This window comes from Fulvivirga sp. M361, from assembly GCF_007097395.1.
In the GTDB taxonomy this organism is placed as follows: Bacteria; Bacteroidota; Bacteroidia; order Cytophagales; family Cyclobacteriaceae; genus Fulvivirga.
In genome coordinates this window covers 24,875-44,041 of record NZ_VKDC01000002.1, presented here as the reverse complement: position 1 = coordinate 44,041, position 19,167 = coordinate 24,875, and the positions used below count along the sequence as shown (strand labels likewise).

At 45.3% G+C, this 19,167-nt stretch carries 13 protein-coding genes; all 13 read left to right on the top strand.

Annotated elements, in window-relative coordinates; genetic code table 11:
• Nucleotide 1: 1 nt before the first annotated feature.
• The 13 genes from FNH22_RS01585 (at nt 2) to FNH22_RS01525 (ending at nt 19,167) form a co-directional block, all read left to right on the top strand.
• Nucleotides 2–1,363 carry a glycoside hydrolase family 88 protein gene (locus tag FNH22_RS01585; RefSeq protein ID WP_221420196.1) on the top strand — a complete coding sequence of 454 codons (1,362 nt, stop codon included), beginning with the start codon at nt 2–4 and terminating at the stop codon, nt 1,361–1,363.
• Complete coding sequence (locus FNH22_RS01580; RefSeq protein ID WP_143396542.1) at nt 1,360–3,564, top strand: heparinase II/III family protein; 2,205 nt, start codon at nt 1,360–1,362, stop codon at nt 3,562–3,564. The genes FNH22_RS01585 and FNH22_RS01580 overlap by 4 nt, the downstream gene beginning before the upstream one ends.
• Nucleotides 3,565–5,604 carry a glycoside hydrolase family 97 protein gene (locus tag FNH22_RS01575; protein WP_255517958.1) on the top strand — a complete coding sequence of 680 codons (2,040 nt, stop codon included), beginning with the start codon at nt 3,565–3,567 and terminating at the stop codon, nt 5,602–5,604.
• 71 nt (nt 5,605–5,675) lie between these two features.
• Nucleotides 5,676–7,103, top strand: a complete 1,428-nt coding sequence (locus FNH22_RS01570) for a sulfatase (RefSeq protein WP_185154038.1) — start codon at nt 5,676–5,678, stop codon at nt 7,101–7,103.
• Complete coding sequence (locus FNH22_RS01565; protein ID WP_221420195.1) at nt 7,100–8,572, top strand: sulfatase; 1,473 nt, start codon at nt 7,100–7,102, stop codon at nt 8,570–8,572. Before FNH22_RS01570 ends, FNH22_RS01565 begins: the two co-directional genes overlap by 4 nt.
• A gap of 90 nt (nt 8,573–8,662) precedes the next feature.
• Nucleotides 8,663–9,868: a hypothetical protein gene (locus FNH22_RS01560; RefSeq protein WP_143396540.1), complete on the top strand. Its 1,206-nt coding sequence runs from the start codon at nt 8,663–8,665 to the stop codon at nt 9,866–9,868.
• Nucleotides 9,869–9,894: 26 nt separating this feature from the next.
• On the top strand, nt 9,895–11,019 hold the full coding sequence (locus tag FNH22_RS01555; protein WP_143396539.1) for a metallophosphoesterase: 1,125 nt from the start codon (nt 9,895–9,897) through the stop codon (nt 11,017–11,019).
• Nucleotides 11,009–11,305, top strand: coding sequence for a hypothetical protein (locus FNH22_RS01550; RefSeq protein ID WP_143396538.1), 297 nt, complete (start codon nt 11,009–11,011; stop codon nt 11,303–11,305). The genes FNH22_RS01555 and FNH22_RS01550 overlap by 11 nt, the downstream gene beginning before the upstream one ends.
• Before the next feature lie 81 nt (nt 11,306–11,386).
• On the top strand, nt 11,387–12,757 hold the full coding sequence (locus FNH22_RS01545) for a sulfatase (protein ID WP_221420194.1): 1,371 nt from the start codon (nt 11,387–11,389) through the stop codon (nt 12,755–12,757).
• Nucleotides 12,754–15,486 (top strand): galactose-1-epimerase, encoded by a 2,733-nt coding sequence (locus FNH22_RS01540; protein WP_143396537.1) that lies wholly within the window; start codon nt 12,754–12,756, stop codon nt 15,484–15,486. Before FNH22_RS01545 ends, FNH22_RS01540 begins: the two co-directional genes overlap by 4 nt.
• Nucleotides 15,487–15,516: 30 nt before the next feature.
• Nucleotides 15,517–16,806: an aminotransferase class V-fold PLP-dependent enzyme gene (locus tag FNH22_RS01535; protein WP_185154037.1), complete on the top strand. Its 1,290-nt coding sequence runs from the start codon at nt 15,517–15,519 to the stop codon at nt 16,804–16,806.
• 204 nt (nt 16,807–17,010) lie between these two features.
• Nucleotides 17,011–18,489: a sulfatase gene (locus FNH22_RS01530; RefSeq protein ID WP_221420193.1), complete on the top strand. Its 1,479-nt coding sequence runs from the start codon at nt 17,011–17,013 to the stop codon at nt 18,487–18,489.
• A gap of 126 nt (nt 18,490–18,615) precedes the next feature.
• On the top strand, nt 18,616–19,167 hold the full coding sequence (locus tag FNH22_RS01525) for a transposase (RefSeq protein WP_143396534.1): 552 nt from the start codon (nt 18,616–18,618) through the stop codon (nt 19,165–19,167).

The window sequence follows — 19,167 nt, the reverse complement described above, 5'->3', positions numbered from 1 at the left end:
CATGTCAGAACAGCTTCACCATAACAACCTTACCTCATCTTCATCTGCTATTAATGGCGCAGATTCTCTGAATCTGTGCCAACCCAATCCTAAAGGTTCTCCGAACCTGAGAATAAAACGAAACCCATCAATTGTGGTCTTCTGCATAATACAAAACATAAAGATCCACCAGACCTGCTTAGTTGGTCTTCTTACGCTTACCCTTATTATATTCTCCTGCCAGCCCCCCGTCCAGGAAGAAAAGGGAACACCCCTGGAAGAGATCATAAACTCAAGCCTTGACAGGGCGATCTATCAATACAAACAAATGCATAAAGTACTGCCGGATACTCTTTTTCCAAGGTCATTGAATAAGGAAGGGCAGCTGGTGACCAACCAACGGCAATGGTGGACCAGTGGATTTTTCCCGGGGAGCCTGTGGTATTTATATGAGTATTCCGGAGATGAGCACATTAAACAGATGGCACTTGTAAGGACCGCTACGTTGGAAAAAGAACAATACAACACCCTGGACCATGACATAGGTTTCAAGATGCTGTGCAGCTATGGCAATCGCATCCGGATAACGGGTGATAGTTCGACCACTCCCATATTGATCCAAAGCGCCGAGTCACTGATCAGCCGATTCAGAGAAACAACCGGGGTTATCAGGTCCTGGGAAGGGTTCCAGGAGTATAATTACCCCGTCATTATTGATAACATGATGAACCTTGAACTCCTTTTCTGGGCTTCAAGAGTTAGCGGTGACCCAAAATACAATAAGGTAGCCGTAAGCCACGCTGATGTTACGCTGGCCCACCATTTCAGATCAGATAACAGCAGCTACCATGTACTGGCTTACGATTCCCTGACAGGAGAAGTACTGGCCAAAAAAACTGCCCAGGGAGCAGCGGACGGGTCCGCGTGGGCGCGTGGACAGGCCTGGGGGCTTTACGGCTTTGTAATGACTTATCGCGAATCCGGAGATGATAAGTACCTGAGGCAAGCCGAAAGGATTGCTAATTTCATTCTGGGCCACCCTAATCTGCCCGAAGATCACATTCCCTATTGGGATTTTAATGCTTCTGATATTCCCAAAGCGCTCCGGGATGCATCAGCAGCGGCCATCACGGCGTCGGCATTGATCGAACTAAGTTTCTATGTGAAGGATGAATTAAAAAATAAATACCTGAAAGCGGCAGAGACAATCATAAGAAGCCTGTCAGGAGAAAATTACCTGGCCCAAAAAGGCGGGAACGGTAATTTTATCCTCAGACACAGCGTAGGTCATAGACCCGCCAAAAGTGAGGTAGACGTCCCCCTCAGCTACGCTGACTATTACTTTATAGAAGCCCTGATAAGATTCAAAAGAATGAAGTTATGATCCACTTGAATTCAGCATTACCCAATGCCGGCACGACAGAGGTTTTCCAAACCGCCCAACTGCCACCCCGCCAACCCCAACTGGCGCAGGTTTTCCAAACCCAACTGGCGCAGGTTTTCCAAACCTGTGACTACACAATACAGAAGGTTCTCCGAACTTGCTACACTGCTACACTCACCTTCATTTTTGTTCACCTCCATAGCCTTTACCCTCCCAGACTATTCAAAAACCTCCTTTTTCTCATATGTAGTATAGTATGTTGGTTTGGCTACCACCCGACATACTCCCAACCCAACGTTAATTGGCAATCGCTCACTGAAAGATATACCCTGGAACAACTACGATCTATTTTGGGATCACCGGACAGCTGGCAGCTGTATCCCAAAGCCAGCGATCGGGCGGCTTGGGAACAAGTACCACAATACCTGCAGAACCGGTGGATCCAACGTGGCGAAAAAGCCTTATCTTATGAATGGAGCGCTCTTCCCGCCACCCTTTTTCTGGACTATGCCCGAACCGGAAACCGTCAACCTTACAGCAGTAAGTTATATGAGAGGCGTATTAAACTACGGCAACTGGTATTAGCCGAATGTATGGAAAATAAGGGGCGGTTTATTGATCAGATCATTAACGGTATCTGGCTCATCTGTGAGGAGACCTTTTGGGGGATACCCGCACACATTGGCATGCAAAAAGCCGGAATGGGTTTGCCGGATGTCGAAGAACCTGTGGTTGACCTCTTTGCTGCCGAAACGGCTGAAATGTTAGCCTGGTCAGTTTATTTACTTCGGGAGCAACTTGATGTAGTGTCTCCTCTTATTCATCGTAGAGTAAAGCTGGAAGCACAACGAAGGATATTAACACCGGCACTTACCAGAGATGATTTCTGGTGGATGGGGCTGGACCCTGATGGAGAGAAAGTAGGTAACTGGAATCCCTGGATTGCTTCAAACTGGATGGCTACGGCCGTCCTTTTGATCGATGATAAAGAAGTACTGGCTGATCATATTTCAAAGATCCTAAGGGTATTGGACGCTTACGTGAGCAAAAACCCTTCAGATGGAGCTTCAGATGAGGGGCCACACTACTGGGGACATGCGGCGGGGTCGTTATTTGATGCCTTAGAGATACTTTATAGTGCAACGAATGGCAAATTCAATATCTACAATGATCCCTTGATCACTCAAATGGGTCAATACCTGAATCGCATGCACATTAATGAACAGTATTACTTCAATTATGCAGATGCTGTTCCTTACATCCGAAACAATCCTTTCCTGATCTATCATTACGGCTCCAGGATCAACGACCCTTCCCTGATGGACCTGGGCGCTTACCTTGCTCCTTTTGGAAATTATAGTGAGCGTGCCGGCACACACGATGGAATGGGAAGAGTATTGCGGGAGATATTTCTGGTGGAAGAAATGCAAGACCGCTCACAGGAGCATCTTTTTCTTAGAGATGTCTGGATGCCCGTATCACAGTTGATGGCAGCCCGCCAAAAAGCGGGGTCATCGGAGGGTTTTTTCCTTGGTGCAAAAGCCGGGCACAATGCAGAAGGCCAGGGACATAACCACAATGATGTTGGCAATTTCATTGTCTATTATGATGGAAAACCAGTCATTATAGATGTAGGTATGGCTACTTATAACTCTAAAACGTTTGGTCCCGAACGTTATGAGATCTGGAATAACCAATCCGCATACCATAATCTTCCAACCATAAATGGAGTAATGCAGCAGAATGGGTTGGAATTCAAGGCGGAAAATGTGGCATATACATCTGGCAAAAGAAAGACCACTCTTTCTATGGAAATAGCAGGGGCTTATCCTCCCGGGGCCGGATTAAGCTCCTGGCGACGTTCTCTTACCTTGGATAGGAAAAAAGGCATCATCTTGTCAGACGTCTACCAATTGGAGAAACCCGGGCAGGACATTCAGCTTTCTTTTATGACCATTTGCCAGGTAAATGCCGATATACCGGGACAAGTCAGACTGCTCGTGGACCCCGGGCGTGGTCAAAGTATCCTGGTCACCTACGATCCTGAAAAGCTTTCTGCTACACTGGAAAGGCTGCCATTAAATACAGCGCATGATCTAAGGATCAAAAAGTTCTGGGGCGAGCATATGGTAAGGATACTCTTCAGCGCCAAAAAGGAAATGAAAGAAGACATTTTTACCATGCATATTACCAAACAGTAAATGATCAGGATATCCCATATGACCGGACTATTACTTTGGTCCATAATAATGATCAGTTGTAAGCAACAGCATGATCTGATCCTGACCTCGCCAAACGGACAGGTTGAGATCAATTTTCTTTTAAGCGTTGAAGGACGACCGCAATACACTGTGGCTTTAGATACAGAAATGATCGTGGATACCTCAGGGCTGGGTCTTGATTTAAGAAAACAGCCCGATCTGCTGGCAGGTTTCACGATAGACAAAGTGATAAGATCAACAAAAGATGAAACCTGGGAACGTCCCTGGGGAGAAACACGGTCCGTACAGAACCATTATAATGAATTAAAGATATTCCTTGTAGGTCAGGAAAGCAGGGGCCGCAGGTTGAACATATATTTTCGGGCTTTTGACGATGGGCTGGGTTTTCGATATGAAGTACCTGATCAGGAAGAAGTGGATTCCCTTTTCATTATTTCCGAGGAAACTCAATTCAACATTGCCGGTGATCCTGAAACCTGGTGGATCAAGGCAGATCATGACTCCTATGAAAAGAGATTTCGACAAACACGGTTGAGCGAGTCAGCTTCACTGGGGACTCCTGTTACGATGAAGACCGCTAAGAATAGCTTCCTGAGTATCCATGAGGCCAACTTGACCAACTATGCCTGCATGACATTAGTACACCAAGAAGGATCGACATTGCTTGAAAGTGAACTGGCCCCCTGGCCGGACGGAGTGAAGGTAAAAGCCACCTTCCCCATGTTGAGCCCATGGCGGACTATTCAACTTTCTAAAACGGCAGGAGGTCTTATTGAATCCAATCTTATCGTCAACCTGAATGAACCAGGTAGAATCGAGGATACCTCATGGATCAAACCTATGAAATACATTGGTATCTGGTGGAGCCTGCACCTGTTCCTGGAAACGTGGAAAGCAGGACCCAAACATGGAGCTACTACAGAAAATGCTAAGCGGTATATTGACTTTGCAGCGGCAAACAACCTTCAGGGGGTGTTGGTGGAGGGCTGGAACCAGGGTTGGGATACCTGGCTTACCGAGGACAGCTTTGATTATATTACTCCCTATCCGGATTTTGATCCCGTAGAGGTGGTACGTTATGCCAAAGAAAAAGGGATTGAATTTATAGGTCACCAGGAGACAGGGGGTAATATTCCCGAATTCGAAGCCCGCCTGGATTCAGTTATTGTAATGTACAAAAGCCTTGGGGTGCATGCTATCAAAACGGGTTACGCAGGAAAGATCAGGGTGCCAGGCCAAAGCCACCATGGCCAATTTATGGTCGATCATTATCGTAAGGTCGTGGAGATGGCAGCTGCCAACAAGATTATGGTCAATGCACACGAACCCATCAAAGATACAGGGATTCGTCGCACCTGGCCCAATATGATGACCCGTGAAGGAGTGAGAGGCATGGAATGGAATGCCTGGAGCAAAGGGAACAGCCCTTCCCATACCACCATCATGGCTTTCACCAGGATGCTCGCAGGCCCGGTAGACTATACCCCTGGAATTTTTGATGTTACCTTCAGTAATTCCCGGGATAGAATGCCCAAATGGGATGAATTCAAAGAACGTAACCTGACCTTGAGGGTGAGGACGACCATTGCTAAACAGCTGGCACTTATGGTAGTCCTTTACAGTCCCATGGTGATGGCTGCTGACAGGATTGAAAACTATGAAGGTCAGCCGGCTTTTCAGTTCATCAGAGACCTGGATGTAAACTGGGAAGATCAAAGAGTGTTGAATGCAGCTATTGGAGAGCATGTTACCATTGCCCGTAAAGCCGGGAACCGCTGGTTTTTAGGAAGTATTACCAATGAGGAAGCTCGTGAATTTGAAGTGCCCCTGGACTTTTTGGAAAAGGGGAAAATATATCGGGCAGCCATCTATGCTGATGCAAGCAATGCGCATTGGGAGTCCAATCCTCATGCGATTTCCCATGTCCTGCAAACGGTGGCATCGGATACTGTATTAAAGATCAGGTTGGCACCGGGTGGCGGGCAAGCGATTGAATTTAAACCTATTGACCAGGAATAGAATGGGACTGACCAGACATAAAAAAATGTGACTGAAACTTATACCATCACAGTGAAGAGATTTTTATGCAAATGAAGCAGCTGACTATTATAGTATTCATCTTATGCAGTACCCAGGCAGTACTGGGGCAAAATGAGAAACTGAATGTCCTTTTTATCGCGGTAGATGACCTTAATGACTGGGTAGGGGTACTTAATGGACATCCCAATGCAATTACTCCCAACATTGATGGATTGGCTGGTCAGAGCACACTGTTTACCATGGCCTATCCTGCCGCCCCTTTGTGCAACCCTTCACGTTCGGCGTTGCTTACTGGAATCCATCCTTTTACATCGGGGGTTTATGACAATAAGCAGCCTCTACGCAATAGTGAGGTGTTAAAAGAAGCACATACGCTTCCGGAATATTTCAGAAAAAACGGTTATAAAACCATGGGTTCCGGTAAGGTATTTCATTATAGACACGATACCGTATCGTGGGATTATTATTGGCCTTCTAACGAACAGATCAGACCAGAGGATCCTGCTCCCCCTGAGGTCCCAATGCATGGTATGCCAATGCATGACCGTTTTTTTGACTGGGGTGCGTTGGATGTGGAGCCTTCGGAAATGGGGGATTGGAAAGTAGCCGATTGGGTATCGAACCAGCTGAATATAGACCATGAAAAACCGTTCTTTTTGGCTTGTGGGTTTTATAAACCTCATTTGCCCTGGTACATTCCTAAATCGTACTTCGATCGATATCCTTTGGATGAGATCAGGCTTCCGGAAGTGAATAAAAACGATTTGGACGATGTACCTGCTGCGGGAAGAGGAATGGCCAAGTTAAAGATTCTGAAAGATGATAACATACCCGGAGACAGTGTAGAGGGGGACCATGCGAGAGTGTTACGATACGATAAATGGAAAGAAGGCGTACAGGCCTACCTGGCCGCACTAACGTTAGCAGATGAATGTCTTGGAAGAGTTTTAGACGCCCTGGAAAACAGTAAGTACAAAAATAATACTATTGTGGTGCTCTGGTCTGATCACGGATGGCATTTAGGAGAGAAGCGTCATTGGCGAAAGGCGACCCTTTGGGAAGAAAGTACCAGAAGTTTACTGATGTTCAAAGTCCCGGGAGTGACGCAAGCCGGTTCCAAAGTGGACTGGCCGGTCAGTTTGATTGATATTTATCCCACCTTACTGGATTTGACCAGGTTGCCACAAAAAAATGACCTGGAAGGTAGCAGCCTGCACCCGTTGTTAAAAGACCCTTCCCGAGAATGGGATAAGCCCGTGGTCACCACATACCGGTATAAAAATCATAGTGTCCGATCTAAACGCTACCGGTATATCCGCTATGCAGATGGAACAGAGGAATTGTATGATCACGCGGTAGATCCATTAGAATGGATCAATTTGGCTGGTCAATCCCTGTATGATCCGATCAAAGCGGAATTGACTCAATTGCTGCCTGAAACCAATGCACCTTATATACCTAATGATAGTGTAAAATGAAGTTATTTAAAATACAAATTACATTAAGTTTACTGATGATGCCTCTGGTTTGTGTCTACGCACAAAAGGCGCAGGTCCAAAAACCTAATATCCTGTTCATTATTGCCGATGACCTTGGTTGGAAAGATACCGGGTTTAATGGAAGTCAGTTTTTTGAAACTCCGAACCTTGACAAAATGGCGGCACAAGGTATGTTTTTTGCCAATGCCTATGCTAATGCGCCTAATTGTGCACCGAGTCGGGCGGCGATCATGTCCGGACAATACGCGCCGAGAACCGGGGTATATACCGTAGGGAGTTCGGTGCGGGGTGAAACCGAATGGCGTGCAGTGATCCCGACACCCAATCAACACAGGCTGGATCCGGAGAAAATCACCATTGCGGAAGCATTGAAACCTGCCGGGTATACCACGGGTTTCGTAGGCAAGTACCACCTGGGTGCTGCCCATGACAAAAATGGACCCGCCGAACAGGGTTTTGATGTGAATGTAGCCGGGTGTTATAATGGAAAACCTTACTCTTATTTCAGCCCATACCAGCATGAAATCCTCGAAGACGGGCCGGAAGGAGAGTACCTGACTGACAGGCTCACGGATGAAGCCTTGAAGTTTATAGAAGATTATAAGGAGGGGCCGTTTTTCCTGACCATGGCGTACCATTCGCCCCATACACCCATTCAGGCCAGGGATTCTAAGATGTGGAAATACATTCCCAAACCACCGTCCAACGGTCAGTTCGATCCCATCTATGCTGCAATGATCGAAAGCCTCGATGATAATATTGGAAGGGTGATGGACAAACTGGAGACATTGGGGATTTCGAAAAATACCGTAGTCGTGTTTTTCTCTGACAATGGAGGGCTGCACGCTGTCACATCCATGAAACCTCTGAAAGGCTTTAAAGGGATGCTCTACGAAGGTGGGATAAGGGTCCCTATGATCGTTAAATGGCCAGGTAAAGTTCCGGCTGCTTCCATATGTAATGAGGCTGTGATCGGTACGGACTTTTATCCCACTTTTCTCGAGCTGGCAGGTGCCAAACCACCAAAGCACTATCCGTTGGATGGAGAAAGTATTAAGCCGTTGTTCACCCAAAAAAAGACATTAAAAAGAGATGCCATATTTTGGCACTATCCCGTCTACTTACAAGCGGGATATGGACTGGATCAGTTGTGGCGTACCACACCCGTTGGTGTCATAAGAATGGGCGATTATAAGCTAATGGAGTTCTTCGAAGATAATCACCTGGAATTGTATAACCTCAGAGATGATATTGGAGAAGCAAATAACCTTGCATCGCTTGAGCCGGAGATAACACGGCAAATGTTGCAGCGCATGCGTGATTGGCGAAAAGAGATCGGGGCGCCATTTCCATTGGAAAAGAACCCGGACTATGATCCTTCATCATTGAAATTGCAAAACAAACCTGCCAGGAACAGGGAAAGGATCTATTATTTTAGAAAACCCTAATAACAGAACTTAATGTACTGCCCTGGATATAAAACTAGTGCTGGTGTATGTTCTCTGAACCTAAGTATAAGAACAATTAAAACAAATCAAATGAAGCTCAAAGATCTAAAATTCAAAGCATATCTCTTGTTCACCATTTTTTTGATTGTAAGCTGCCAGTCAAAGCATCCGGAAAACCACGATGAAGTTTCCTTGTCAGCATCCCCGATTAAGGTACCAGCCAATTTCAGAGAAGCCAGATGGCAAATGGATCCCCGTGCTGTACTTACCCGGTCTGATGAAAATGGCTTTGACTCCCATGTAGTAGGTGACCCCTGCATAGTATGGGACGAGGAAATTCATACATGGCGAATGTTTTACTTCGCTATGGGCAGAGCTGAGGATGGTGAAGAGCTATTAAGCACCGGAATGGCAAAAAGCAAATCTGCGGAAGAGATTGGCCCGGGTGACTGGGAAAAATTGGGCCAGGTGGAGATATCAAACCCGGAAGATTTCACTTACGAAATCGGCTGGCATAAATGGTGGGTCATCATGGACGCCTATAAACCTAATCGTGCGGCTAAAATCGAGGAAAAATATTGGTCTGTTTTCACTTGTACAACTCCCAATGAGCAAGGGGGTAAAAATAAATTTATACAGGTAGCTTTTGCCAATCGATTGGCCGGCCCCTGGACTGTAGTTAAACAGCCTGTGCTTTCGCCTGATGAAAATTGGTTTGATGGTTTACATTGTGATACACCTACGGCCTACTGGGTAAAAGATGAAAATAAGGTAGCCATTTTTTACAAAGCGTATCCAAAATACGCTCAGCAGGAACAAAAAGAGTCAGAATTTGGATCAGGAACGGTACTGGCCTGGTGGCACCCCAGTCGGGCTGAAGCTGAAAAAGTAAAAATACTACAGCGACCAGGGCAGTCAAAAGCCTGGAACCAGGGCTGGATGAGTACACCTCAGGTGTTCTATGATAAGCACAACAAACAATGGTACGGCCTGATCAATGGAAGTCCTACCTCACCGGCCGATGAAAGCCACAGGGAACCGGCTCCTTCTTTAGGCGGATGGGTAATCAGTGGACCGGAAGGTCTTGAAAGTTTATGGTCACCGGACACAGTCAATAGTCCTTTTCGATATCCGGAGGATTTAAATCAGGCCGAATTGGATGGCGGAATAGGCGTGAATTTTTGGCGGCATCACTTGTTGGCAACCCCGGGAGGTAAAGCCAGGATCTTTTTCAATTCCGGCCAGTATGGAACAGAGCAGATGTATTCTATGGAGATGCAATCGTTTGACAGGTAGATTAAGAGTGGTTCAACAAAAAGCCAATGATAAACAGTATGACCGTCTTTAAAAAGGGTAGTGACTCCCTGATCAGGAATTGCCGGAGGTGGTTTCTTCTGACCATAGGCATCCTGTTTTTGGGTTGCACTCCTCAGGAAAAACAAAAGGAATCGGAAAAAACCTGGACTTTCGTAAGCGTCCCTGATTTCCTCAACAAAGATGCCCGATATCCGCATCCGGGCTTTGAAGAAGCATTTTCATATTTCCTGGATGCCGTTAAGGCGGAAAATCCGGATTTTATCTTAGTACCTGGCGACCTGGTGGATGGCAGGTGGCCATCGATTTTAGAGCCAACGGAGGAGTCTATTTTAAAAAATGCCGCCATTTTTTACCCAGCGTGGAAAGCGAGAATGGAGGCAAAAGGATTAAAATATTATGTATCTGTGGGTGACCATGAGGTAGGAGATAATCCCTGGCCTGAGGAAAAAGCCAAACTGGTGCCACTGCTGGAAGAACAGTTCAGGAATTATATGCGAATGCCAATGAACGGCCCTGATCATATGAAAGGGCTGGCGTACTCTTTTATTCATAACAACACCTTGTTTGTTTCGGTAGACGTATTCGAGCCCGGTCAGGGGGCGGAGGGCCATATTGTGGCACAGGTTTCAGGCAAACAATTGGAGTGGTTGGGCAATGTACTTGCAGAAAAAAAAGAGGTGGATCATGTCATTGTTATGGGACACACACCTATTCTGGCACCGGTGAATAAGTTGAATTCCAGTGGAATGATGTTGGAGAAGGGGCGTGAATCAGATTTGTGGAAGACGCTTACAAAGCATAATGTCGATCTATACCTGTGTGGAGAAGTTCATGCCATTACCTGTACAGAAGAAGATGATGTGCAGCAGGTTGCGCATGGTAGTCTGTTTGGGTGGAACCCTACCGTCAATTACCTGGTGGCGAAGGTAAGTTCAGATCAAATTCAACTTGCTCTCAAAGAGATTGATATCATTCCAAGAGTAGAAAACCGAAAGTCATTGGCAGCAATCATTAGCCCTGAAGCAATGGAAAAGGGATTTCGGACCATTGGTACCATGACCGTTGATAAGTCCGGAAAGCAAACAGAAAAACTTAAAACAGGATGTTTTATTGAGTCGGATGGAAAGTAATCTTTTAAGATTTGTTGGATACTTTTTGATCCTTTTGCTACAGGCTCCGGGGGTTGCCCAAAATGTTGAAGTAACCTATGGGCCAATTTTAAGGAAAATGGCAGATGGCGGTATTGGTGTTTGGATAAGAACTTCCGGAGCAGGTACCCTGTACGTCAAATACGGACCTAATGAACGGCAGCTAAGTGATTCTGTGGCCATCTCTACCAGGACAGGATATGACTTAACCGGTTGGACACGCTTATCAAACTTAAAATCAAATAAAAGGTGTTTTTCGATACAATAGCGGTAATACTGGAAATCTACTTTATGCAAAGGCTAGTTCAATTATTGAATTTGACAGTGAAGAAAATAAAACAAAAGATGAATGACAATTAAACTCATGATCTTGCTGAAAAGTACAGGTGTTCTGCTGCTGCTTTCGACTAATTTTTCATGTGCACAGCAAAAAAAACCTAACCTCATCCTCATTGTTACCGATGATCAGGGGTATGCTGATTTAGAAAGTTTCGGATCCAATGATTTGGAGACGCCTAATATAGATGGGATAGCTGCGGCCGGTGTTCGGTTTACTCAATGGTATGCCAATTCTCCGGTCTGTGCTCCGTCCAGAGCTGCCTTGATGACAGGGCTTTATCCTCATAACGCCGGAGTGCCTGATTTACTGGCCCCACGCTCTCCCGGCCTCTCATTGAATAGGGTGACTTTGGCAGATGCATTAAAAAAGAAAGGCTACCAAACCGGAGTTTTTGGGAAGTGGCACCTTGGGGCCGCTGCTGATTACCTGCCTAACAAAAGAGGATTTGATGAATTTTTTGGTCATTTGGAGGGTACATTGGATTATTTCTCCCATATGTATTACCTCATACGTGCACCCCGTCCCTTTCATGACCTATGGAGGAACACGGAGGAAGCCTGGGAGGAAGGGAACTACATGACCCACCTGATCACCAGGGAAGCGAAACAATTTATTCGAAATAATAAGGAAGAACCCTTTTTCATGTATGTGGCATACAATGCACCCCACCAACCATTGCATATGCCTAAAAAATACCTGGATCGATTCAGTCATTTAGAACCGCAACGTCAACGAATAGCCGCTATGCTGGCGGTAGTGGATGAAGGCGTAGGTGAGATCATCGCACAACTGAAAAAAGACGGACTGAACGATAATACCGTGGTATTTTTTATGAGTGACAATGGAGGAGCAAATAATACTAAAAATTTTCTTTCCAATGAACCTGATCAATTCTTTTACGGTGCCAACAATGGTGGGCTCCGGGGCCATAAGGGGAGCGTATTTGAAGGAGGCATCAGAGTCCCTGCTTGTATGAGCTGGCCTGGAGTGATCCCTCCGGGTACTGTAGTGGATGAGCCGGGTATTGGTATGGACATCTATCCCACCTTCCTGAAAATAGCCGGAGCTGAGCCCCCGGACTATATGTTAGATGGACATGATCTAATGCCCAGGATAAACGAACGTAAAAAGACACCGCATGATGTGCTTTGCTGGGAGTATGCAGGCCAATATGCAATTAGAAAGGGCAAATGGAAACTCTCTCTCAATACGATGCTTGACTTTAGAAGAGAAGGCCCTGAAGTGTTTTTAGCAGACCTGAAAGCTGATAGAGAAGAGACCCATAACCTGGCTGGAGAATATCCTGAAGTGGTAAAGGAACTGCGTACTCAGCTTGATACCTGGTATGAATCCGTGAAACCAAATCTGCCTTCAGAATGAGATATAGAAATATACATATTGTATCCTTGATCATAGGGAGTTTTCTGTTAATCAATCTGATAACTTCATGCACTTCTTCTGCGGACCCACTCACCGGATCAAAACCCAACATCATCATCATTATGGCTGATGACCTGGGGTACTCTGACCTGGGGTGTTATGGTTCGGAAATTAAAACACCTAACCTGGATCGGCTGGCTGCCGGTGGTTTGAAGTTTACTCAGTTTTACAATGCCGGTCGCTGTAGTCCGTCCCGGGCGGCATTACTTACAGGTTTGCACCCACACAAGGCCGGAGTGGCCTGGTTAACGACTGAACCTTCAGGAAATACTGCTCCGGGCTATCGTGGTAATCTGAACGATCAATGCGTTACTATCCCGGAAGTGCTTAAAAAGTCAGGTTATACCAGCTATATAAGTGGCAAATGGCATGTGACCGAAAAGAAATTGATGGAGTCCTCAACTCCGGTTGCAAGCTGGCCTAATCAGCGTGGCTTTGCTCAGTTTTTTGGTACGATCAATGGGCTGGCTGACTTTTTCACTCCTGTTGACCTCAAAAGAAATAACAATTCCATTTCTTATCCGGAAGGCTTTTATTATACCGATGCCATCAGCGATACCGCGGTAAGTTTTATCTCCAGCCATGCGAAAACTCAACCGGAAGACCCCTTCTTCTTATATGTGGCTTATACTGCACCCCATTTTCCTCTGCAAGCCAAACCTGAGGATATAGTCAAGTATGAGCATACATACCTGTCGGGCTGGGATGAGGTAAGAAAGCAAAGATTTGAACGCATGAAAAAATTAGGTGTCATTGATGCAGAAGCATCACTGATTGGTAGAGATGCTGAAGTAACGGCCTGGAAAAACCTTGACGAAGCCAAGAAAAAAGAGATGACGCAGCGTATGGCCGTGTACGCTGCACAAGTTGATTGCATGGACCAGGGAATAGGTCGTATCCTTTTGTCGCTTGAACAGAATGGTCAACTTGACAATACCCTGATTTTCTTTTTATCGGATAATGGGGCTTCCGCTGAGTATAAATCTGAATTGGATCCTGATCCGGCCCTATTGGGGACAGCAGGGTCTTATGAAAGTTATCGAATGGCCTGGGCACATGTCAGTAACACCCCTTTCAGCAGGTATAAACATTGGGTGCATGAGGGAGGGATCAGCAGTCCTCTGATCGTTTCCTGGCCTGCAATAGTTAAAGATAAGGGAAAGTGGGTACATGATCCGGCACATATTGTAGATCTTATGGCCACGAGCATGGATGTAGCCGGTGCCCGCTATCCTGAAGAATTTGAAGGCAGGCCCATACATCCCTATGACGGTCTGAGTTTGAGCCCGGTATTGCAGGGAAGACTGCTGGGTAGAGATACCCTTTATTGGGAGCATGAAGGAAACCGTGCCATCAGGATAGGGAACTGGAAGCTGGTATCCAGAGGGAAGCCATTGGCCCCATACTATGGAGAATGGAAATTGTTTAACCTCGGAAAGGATCGAAGCGAACAGAAGGATCGTGCTGCTGAATTTCCTGAAAAAGTTAAAACAATGGCAGATGTATGGCATCATTGGGGAGAACGAAGTGACGTATTCCCGCTCGATGGTCGTGCAGGTAAGGCAAGAAGATACGTCTCGGATTATGCCATTGATCAGGAAAAATTCGGGGCCATGCCTGATGGAAGACAGGTGCACCTTTACACCTTAAAAAATTATGATGGAGTACAAGTCAAGATCACAAATTACGGTGGTATCATTACCCGGATACTGACACCGGATAAAAATCAATTCTATAAAGACATTGTACTTGGATTTGATACACTCGAGGAATACCTGACCAAAAATGGTCCGCACTTCGGGGCCCTCATCGGTCGGTATGCCAATAGGATCGCTTATGGTAAGTTCGAGCTGGATGGGAAAACCTATGACCTACCTAAAAATCGTCCACCTCACCATTTACATAGCGGAGACAGGAAGGGGTTTGACAGGATTTTATGGGATGCTGAGATTGTTGAGGAGGACCACCAGGAAAAACTTAGACTTACCTACACCAGTCCGGATGGTAACGAGGGGTATCCCGGGAACCTGGATACAAGGGTAGACTACTACCTGACCAATAACAACGAGCTGGTGATCGATTACCTGGCAAAAACAGATAAACCAACCATAGTCAATCTTACCAACCATTCATATTTTAACCTTTCAGGGCAAGATACAAAGCAATTCCGGGAGTACGGGCCGGATCTGGAGAAGTATTTACAGATCATGGACCATACAATTTATATTAACGCGGATAGTTATACTCCCATAGGTGCTTCGCTCATCCCGACCGGTGAGGTGCTTCCCGTAAAAGGGACAAAATTTGACTTCACGGAGTCAAAAGTGATTGAACAGGCTGATCCAGCCGGGTATGACCATAATTTTGTGCTTAATAAAAGCACACGATATGAACTGGCATTAGCAGCGATCATACACGATCCAAAAACAGGTAGAACGATGGAAGTGCATACCACACAACCAGGCCTGCAATTCTACACCGGAAATTTTTTATCGGATAAGATTAAAGGAAAGAAAGGGAGATCACTGACAGAACATGCTGCTTTTTGCCTGGAAACCCAAAATTTCCCGGATGCCCCCAATCATAAAAACTTTCCCAGCCCTGTATTAAGGCCAGGAGAGGTATACGAACATAAAACCATATACAGGTTTGATGTCCGGACGGAATAATTAACAAAGAACGAAAATTGAGTGATGATCATGACGGACAAATACGAACGACGATCTTTCATTAAGAAGCTATTAGGAGGCTCAGCGGCTGCGATCACCCTGCCGTCCATAGGATGGACCAACCGGAATAGGTTTGACCAGTTTCCAAAATTCAAAGAATGGACACAACCGGAAGAAGATTACTGGGCTTTGGTCAAAAATCAATATCAAATTAAGCCCGGCCTGATCATGATGAATGCTGCTAATTTTTGTCCAAGCCCATATCCTGTAAGCCACGCAATGGCAGATCACCTGGATAGTCTGAACTCAAATGCCTCCTCTCAGGATCGTAAAAAATACCATGCTATTTACGATGAAACAGTAAACCTGTTGGCTGATTATCTTGGAGCCCAACCTGAAGAGATAGCCATAACCCGCAACACCAGTGAAAGCAATAATATGATTAACAATGGGCTAGATCTGAAACCCGCGGATGAAGTGATCTACTGGGAGCAAAATCATCAGACCTTAAATATTGCGTGGGAAGTGCGTGCGAAACGAGCTGGTTTTAAGATTATCAAAGTGAGTACACCACGCAGCCCTGAAAATGAAGAAGACCTGATCAGGCCGTTTACAGATGTCATGACCAAAAAAACCAGGTTGATCTGCTTTTCACACATTTCCAACATATCAGGTACACTGCTACCTGTTCAGCGACTGTGTGCCATTGCCCGTGATAAAGGTATTCTCAGCCTGGTCGATGGCGCACAGACCTTTGGATTTATGAATGTCGACCTGGAAGAGCTCGGATGCGATTTTTATACCGGCAGTGCCCATAAATGGTTAACAGGACCAAAGGAATCCGGTGTATTATATGTCAAAAAGAACCAACTCAATAAAGTATGGCCACTGGTGATCAGCAAAGATTGGACCTGGGGGAATGAATGGAAAATAGAAAACCTGGTCCGATACGGACAACGCAATGACGCTACCATAGCTGCTTTTGGAAAGGCAGTGGAATTCCATAACATGATCGGCAAGGACAAAGTGGAGGCACGGGTGCGGGAATTGGCGACTAGTTTAAAGGACAAGTTGTCCATGACGCTTCGGGAAATTGAATTTGTTACTCCTGAAAATGCTAAGATGAATGCTTGTATTTTGGTATTTAACCTGCCGGGTATTGATTCGGATACAGCAGTGGCCAGGCTGTATTCCGATTATAAAATTGCTGCAGCGGGTACTCATGATGGCTTCAATGGAATACGCCTTTCACCCAATATTTATAATACCAAAGAAGAACTGGATCAGGTAGTGAAAGCACTAAGAGAACTTAAAATTTAGCAGATGACCAACTCAAAAAAATCACTGTCTAACCGTTTAGTTTGGGCGACCTTGACAATTTGTGCACTTACCGTGATCAGGCACTTAATTATCATTAAGAGGTGGAGAGTCTGATATACCCATATAAGAATGGAGTAGAGTCAATATCTATTGAACGTATTCCGGACGAATTATTAGAATAGAGATCTAAATCCTTTTTAATAGATGAAAGCGAAATTTTTAAAAATGGACAAATGTATAGTACTGATCATCATAGTAGCCTTCGGTTTTTCTTGTCAAAGTCAGCCCGAAGTAGAAGAACAAAAGAAACCCAATGTGTTGTTCATAGCTGTGGATGATCTACGCCCTATGCTGGGTGTCTATGGCGATCTGAATATCAAAACCCCAAATATTGATCGGCTTGCTTCAATGGGTACGATGTTCGAAAAAGCTTACTGTAACGTACCAGTCTGCGGAGCCTCGAGAGCAAGCCTGTTGACCGGTCTGCGCCCTACACGCCGCAGGTTTTTGGACTATGACACCTGGGCTGAAAAGGACGCTCCGGGAGTAACCAGTTTACCTGCTCATTTCAAGAAAAACGGTTACTTCACAGCTAGTTTGGGAAAAATATTTCATTTCGCGGATGATATGGCGAAGGAAAGCTGGTCTGTGGACCCCTGGCGTGCCAGTTATGTCCGTTCGAATGGGAAAAAGAGTATATCCCGACATTACCTTTTGCCTGAAAATCAACAATTAGATGCCAGGGGTAATGGTTTACGCGGACCTTCCTATGAACAGGTGAATGTACCTGATAGTGCCTATTTCGATGGGCAAATAGCAAAAAGGGCCATCAAAAAACTTAATGAATTCAGCCAGGCGGACACTTCCTTTTTTCTGGCTGTAGGATTCCATAAGCCTCACCTTCCTTTTAACGCACCTAAAAAGTACTGGGATATGTACCCCGAAGAAGCAATATCCCTGGCACAAAATTCTTTTTGGCCACAAGATGCGCCCTTAGAGGGCTGGTACGGTACAGGTGAGCTTCGAAAGTATCATGGTGTCCCTTCAGAAGGCCCTGTGCCGGACTCGCTGGCTATGAAGTTGGTCAGGGGGTATAAGGCCTGTGTGAGTTACGTTGATGCACAGGTTGGAGAGCTGCTGCAAACACTTGAGTCAACAGGTCTGGACAAGAACACAATAATAGTACTATGGGGAGATCATGGATACTTACTTGGAGAGCATAAGCTATGGTGCAAACATATTACTTTCGAAAAAGCACTTCATGTGCCTTTACTAATAAATGCCCCGGGGTATCAGCCCGGGCAACGGACCCAACAGCTGGCTGAATATGTAGACCTATATCCTACATTATGTGACCTGGCCGGATTGGACCAACCTGAACATCTGGAAGGAACAAGCCTGGTGTCCCTTTTGAATAATCCGGAAGGCACTGGCAAAGAATTTATTACCTCCCGATACCTGAATATGGAAGCTATTAAGACAGATAAATTTTTATATACAGAATGGATCGATAGTGCAGGAAATGTCGAGAACCGTATGTTGTATGATCATACTAAAGACCCTGATGAAAATGTTAATGTCGCAGAACAGAACCAATACGAAAAAATTGTATACGAGCTAAGTCAAAAACTGGCTAAAAGTATCGATGATGCAGATACGGACAGTTTAACCGGTAATGACTAATAAAGGTCCCACGATACAACCTTAATAAAATATAAAACACTAATTCAATCAATTAGATGGCGCAGGTTCTCCGAACCTGTGCCACTTAATAAAAAGGTTCTCCGAACCTTAGATAAAACCAACCATATGAGTACAAAGTACAGAGTTATTGACGATCAGGTACCCCACTTTCTTACACTAACGATTGTCGAATGGATTGACCTTTTTTCAAGACAGATTTACAAAGATATTTTTATGGACAGCCTTAGGTTTTGTGTCGAAAACAAAGGGTTGGTACTACACGCCTTTGTCGTTATGACCAATCATGTACACTTGATAGCCAGTAGCAAAGAAGGAATAAAGCTTACTAACGTTATCCGTGATTTAAAAAGATTTACAGCCAGTGAGATCTATGAAGCCGTTAGGAAAGAACCTGGCGAAAGTCGCAGGAACTGGCTCATATGGTTATTAGACAGCCAGGGGGAACGGAGCAGCAGTAATGTGAACTATAAAGTCTGGTTACATGAAAATCACCCGGTGATGCTGGATACGAATGGTTTGATCGATCAAAAATTGAATTACTTACATCAAAACCCGGTCAAGGCAGGGATTTGTTTTACAGCCGAGGATTATGTGTACTCCAGCGCTGCGAATTACGCTGGTGAGACGGGGATCATGGATGTGGTATTTTTGGATTGA

Bases quoted from the DNA above. Each gene is read 5' to 3' on its own strand.
- FNH22_RS01580 (WP_143396542.1), top strand. From the start codon at position 1,360: ATGATCCACTTGAATTCAGCATTACCCAATGCCGGCACGACAGAGGTT.
- FNH22_RS01565 (WP_221420195.1), top strand. From the start codon at position 7,100: ATGAAGTTATTTAAAATACAAATTACATTAAGTTTACTGATGATGCCT.
- FNH22_RS01540 (WP_143396537.1), top strand. From the start codon at position 12,754: ATGAGATATAGAAATATACATATTGTATCCTTGATCATAGGGAGTTTT.
- FNH22_RS01535 (WP_185154037.1), top strand. From the start codon at position 15,517: ATGACGGACAAATACGAACGACGATCTTTCATTAAGAAGCTATTAGGA.
- FNH22_RS01530 (WP_221420193.1), top strand. From the start codon at position 17,011: ATGAAAGCGAAATTTTTAAAAATGGACAAATGTATAGTACTGATCATC.
- FNH22_RS01585 (WP_221420196.1), top strand. From the start codon at position 2: ATGTCAGAACAGCTTCACCATAACAACCTTACCTCATCTTCATCTGCT.
- FNH22_RS01555 (WP_143396539.1), top strand. From the start codon at position 9,895: ATGATAAACAGTATGACCGTCTTTAAAAAGGGTAGTGACTCCCTGATC.
- FNH22_RS01545 (WP_221420194.1), top strand. From the start codon at position 11,387: ATGACAATTAAACTCATGATCTTGCTGAAAAGTACAGGTGTTCTGCTG.
- FNH22_RS01525 (WP_143396534.1), top strand. From the start codon at position 18,616: ATGAGTACAAAGTACAGAGTTATTGACGATCAGGTACCCCACTTTCTT.
- FNH22_RS01560 (WP_143396540.1), top strand. From the start codon at position 8,663: ATGAAGCTCAAAGATCTAAAATTCAAAGCATATCTCTTGTTCACCATT.
- FNH22_RS01575 (WP_255517958.1), top strand. From the start codon at position 3,565: ATGATCAGGATATCCCATATGACCGGACTATTACTTTGGTCCATAATA.
- FNH22_RS01550 (WP_143396538.1), top strand. From the start codon at position 11,009: ATGGAAAGTAATCTTTTAAGATTTGTTGGATACTTTTTGATCCTTTTG.
- FNH22_RS01570 (WP_185154038.1), top strand. From the start codon at position 5,676: ATGAAGCAGCTGACTATTATAGTATTCATCTTATGCAGTACCCAGGCA.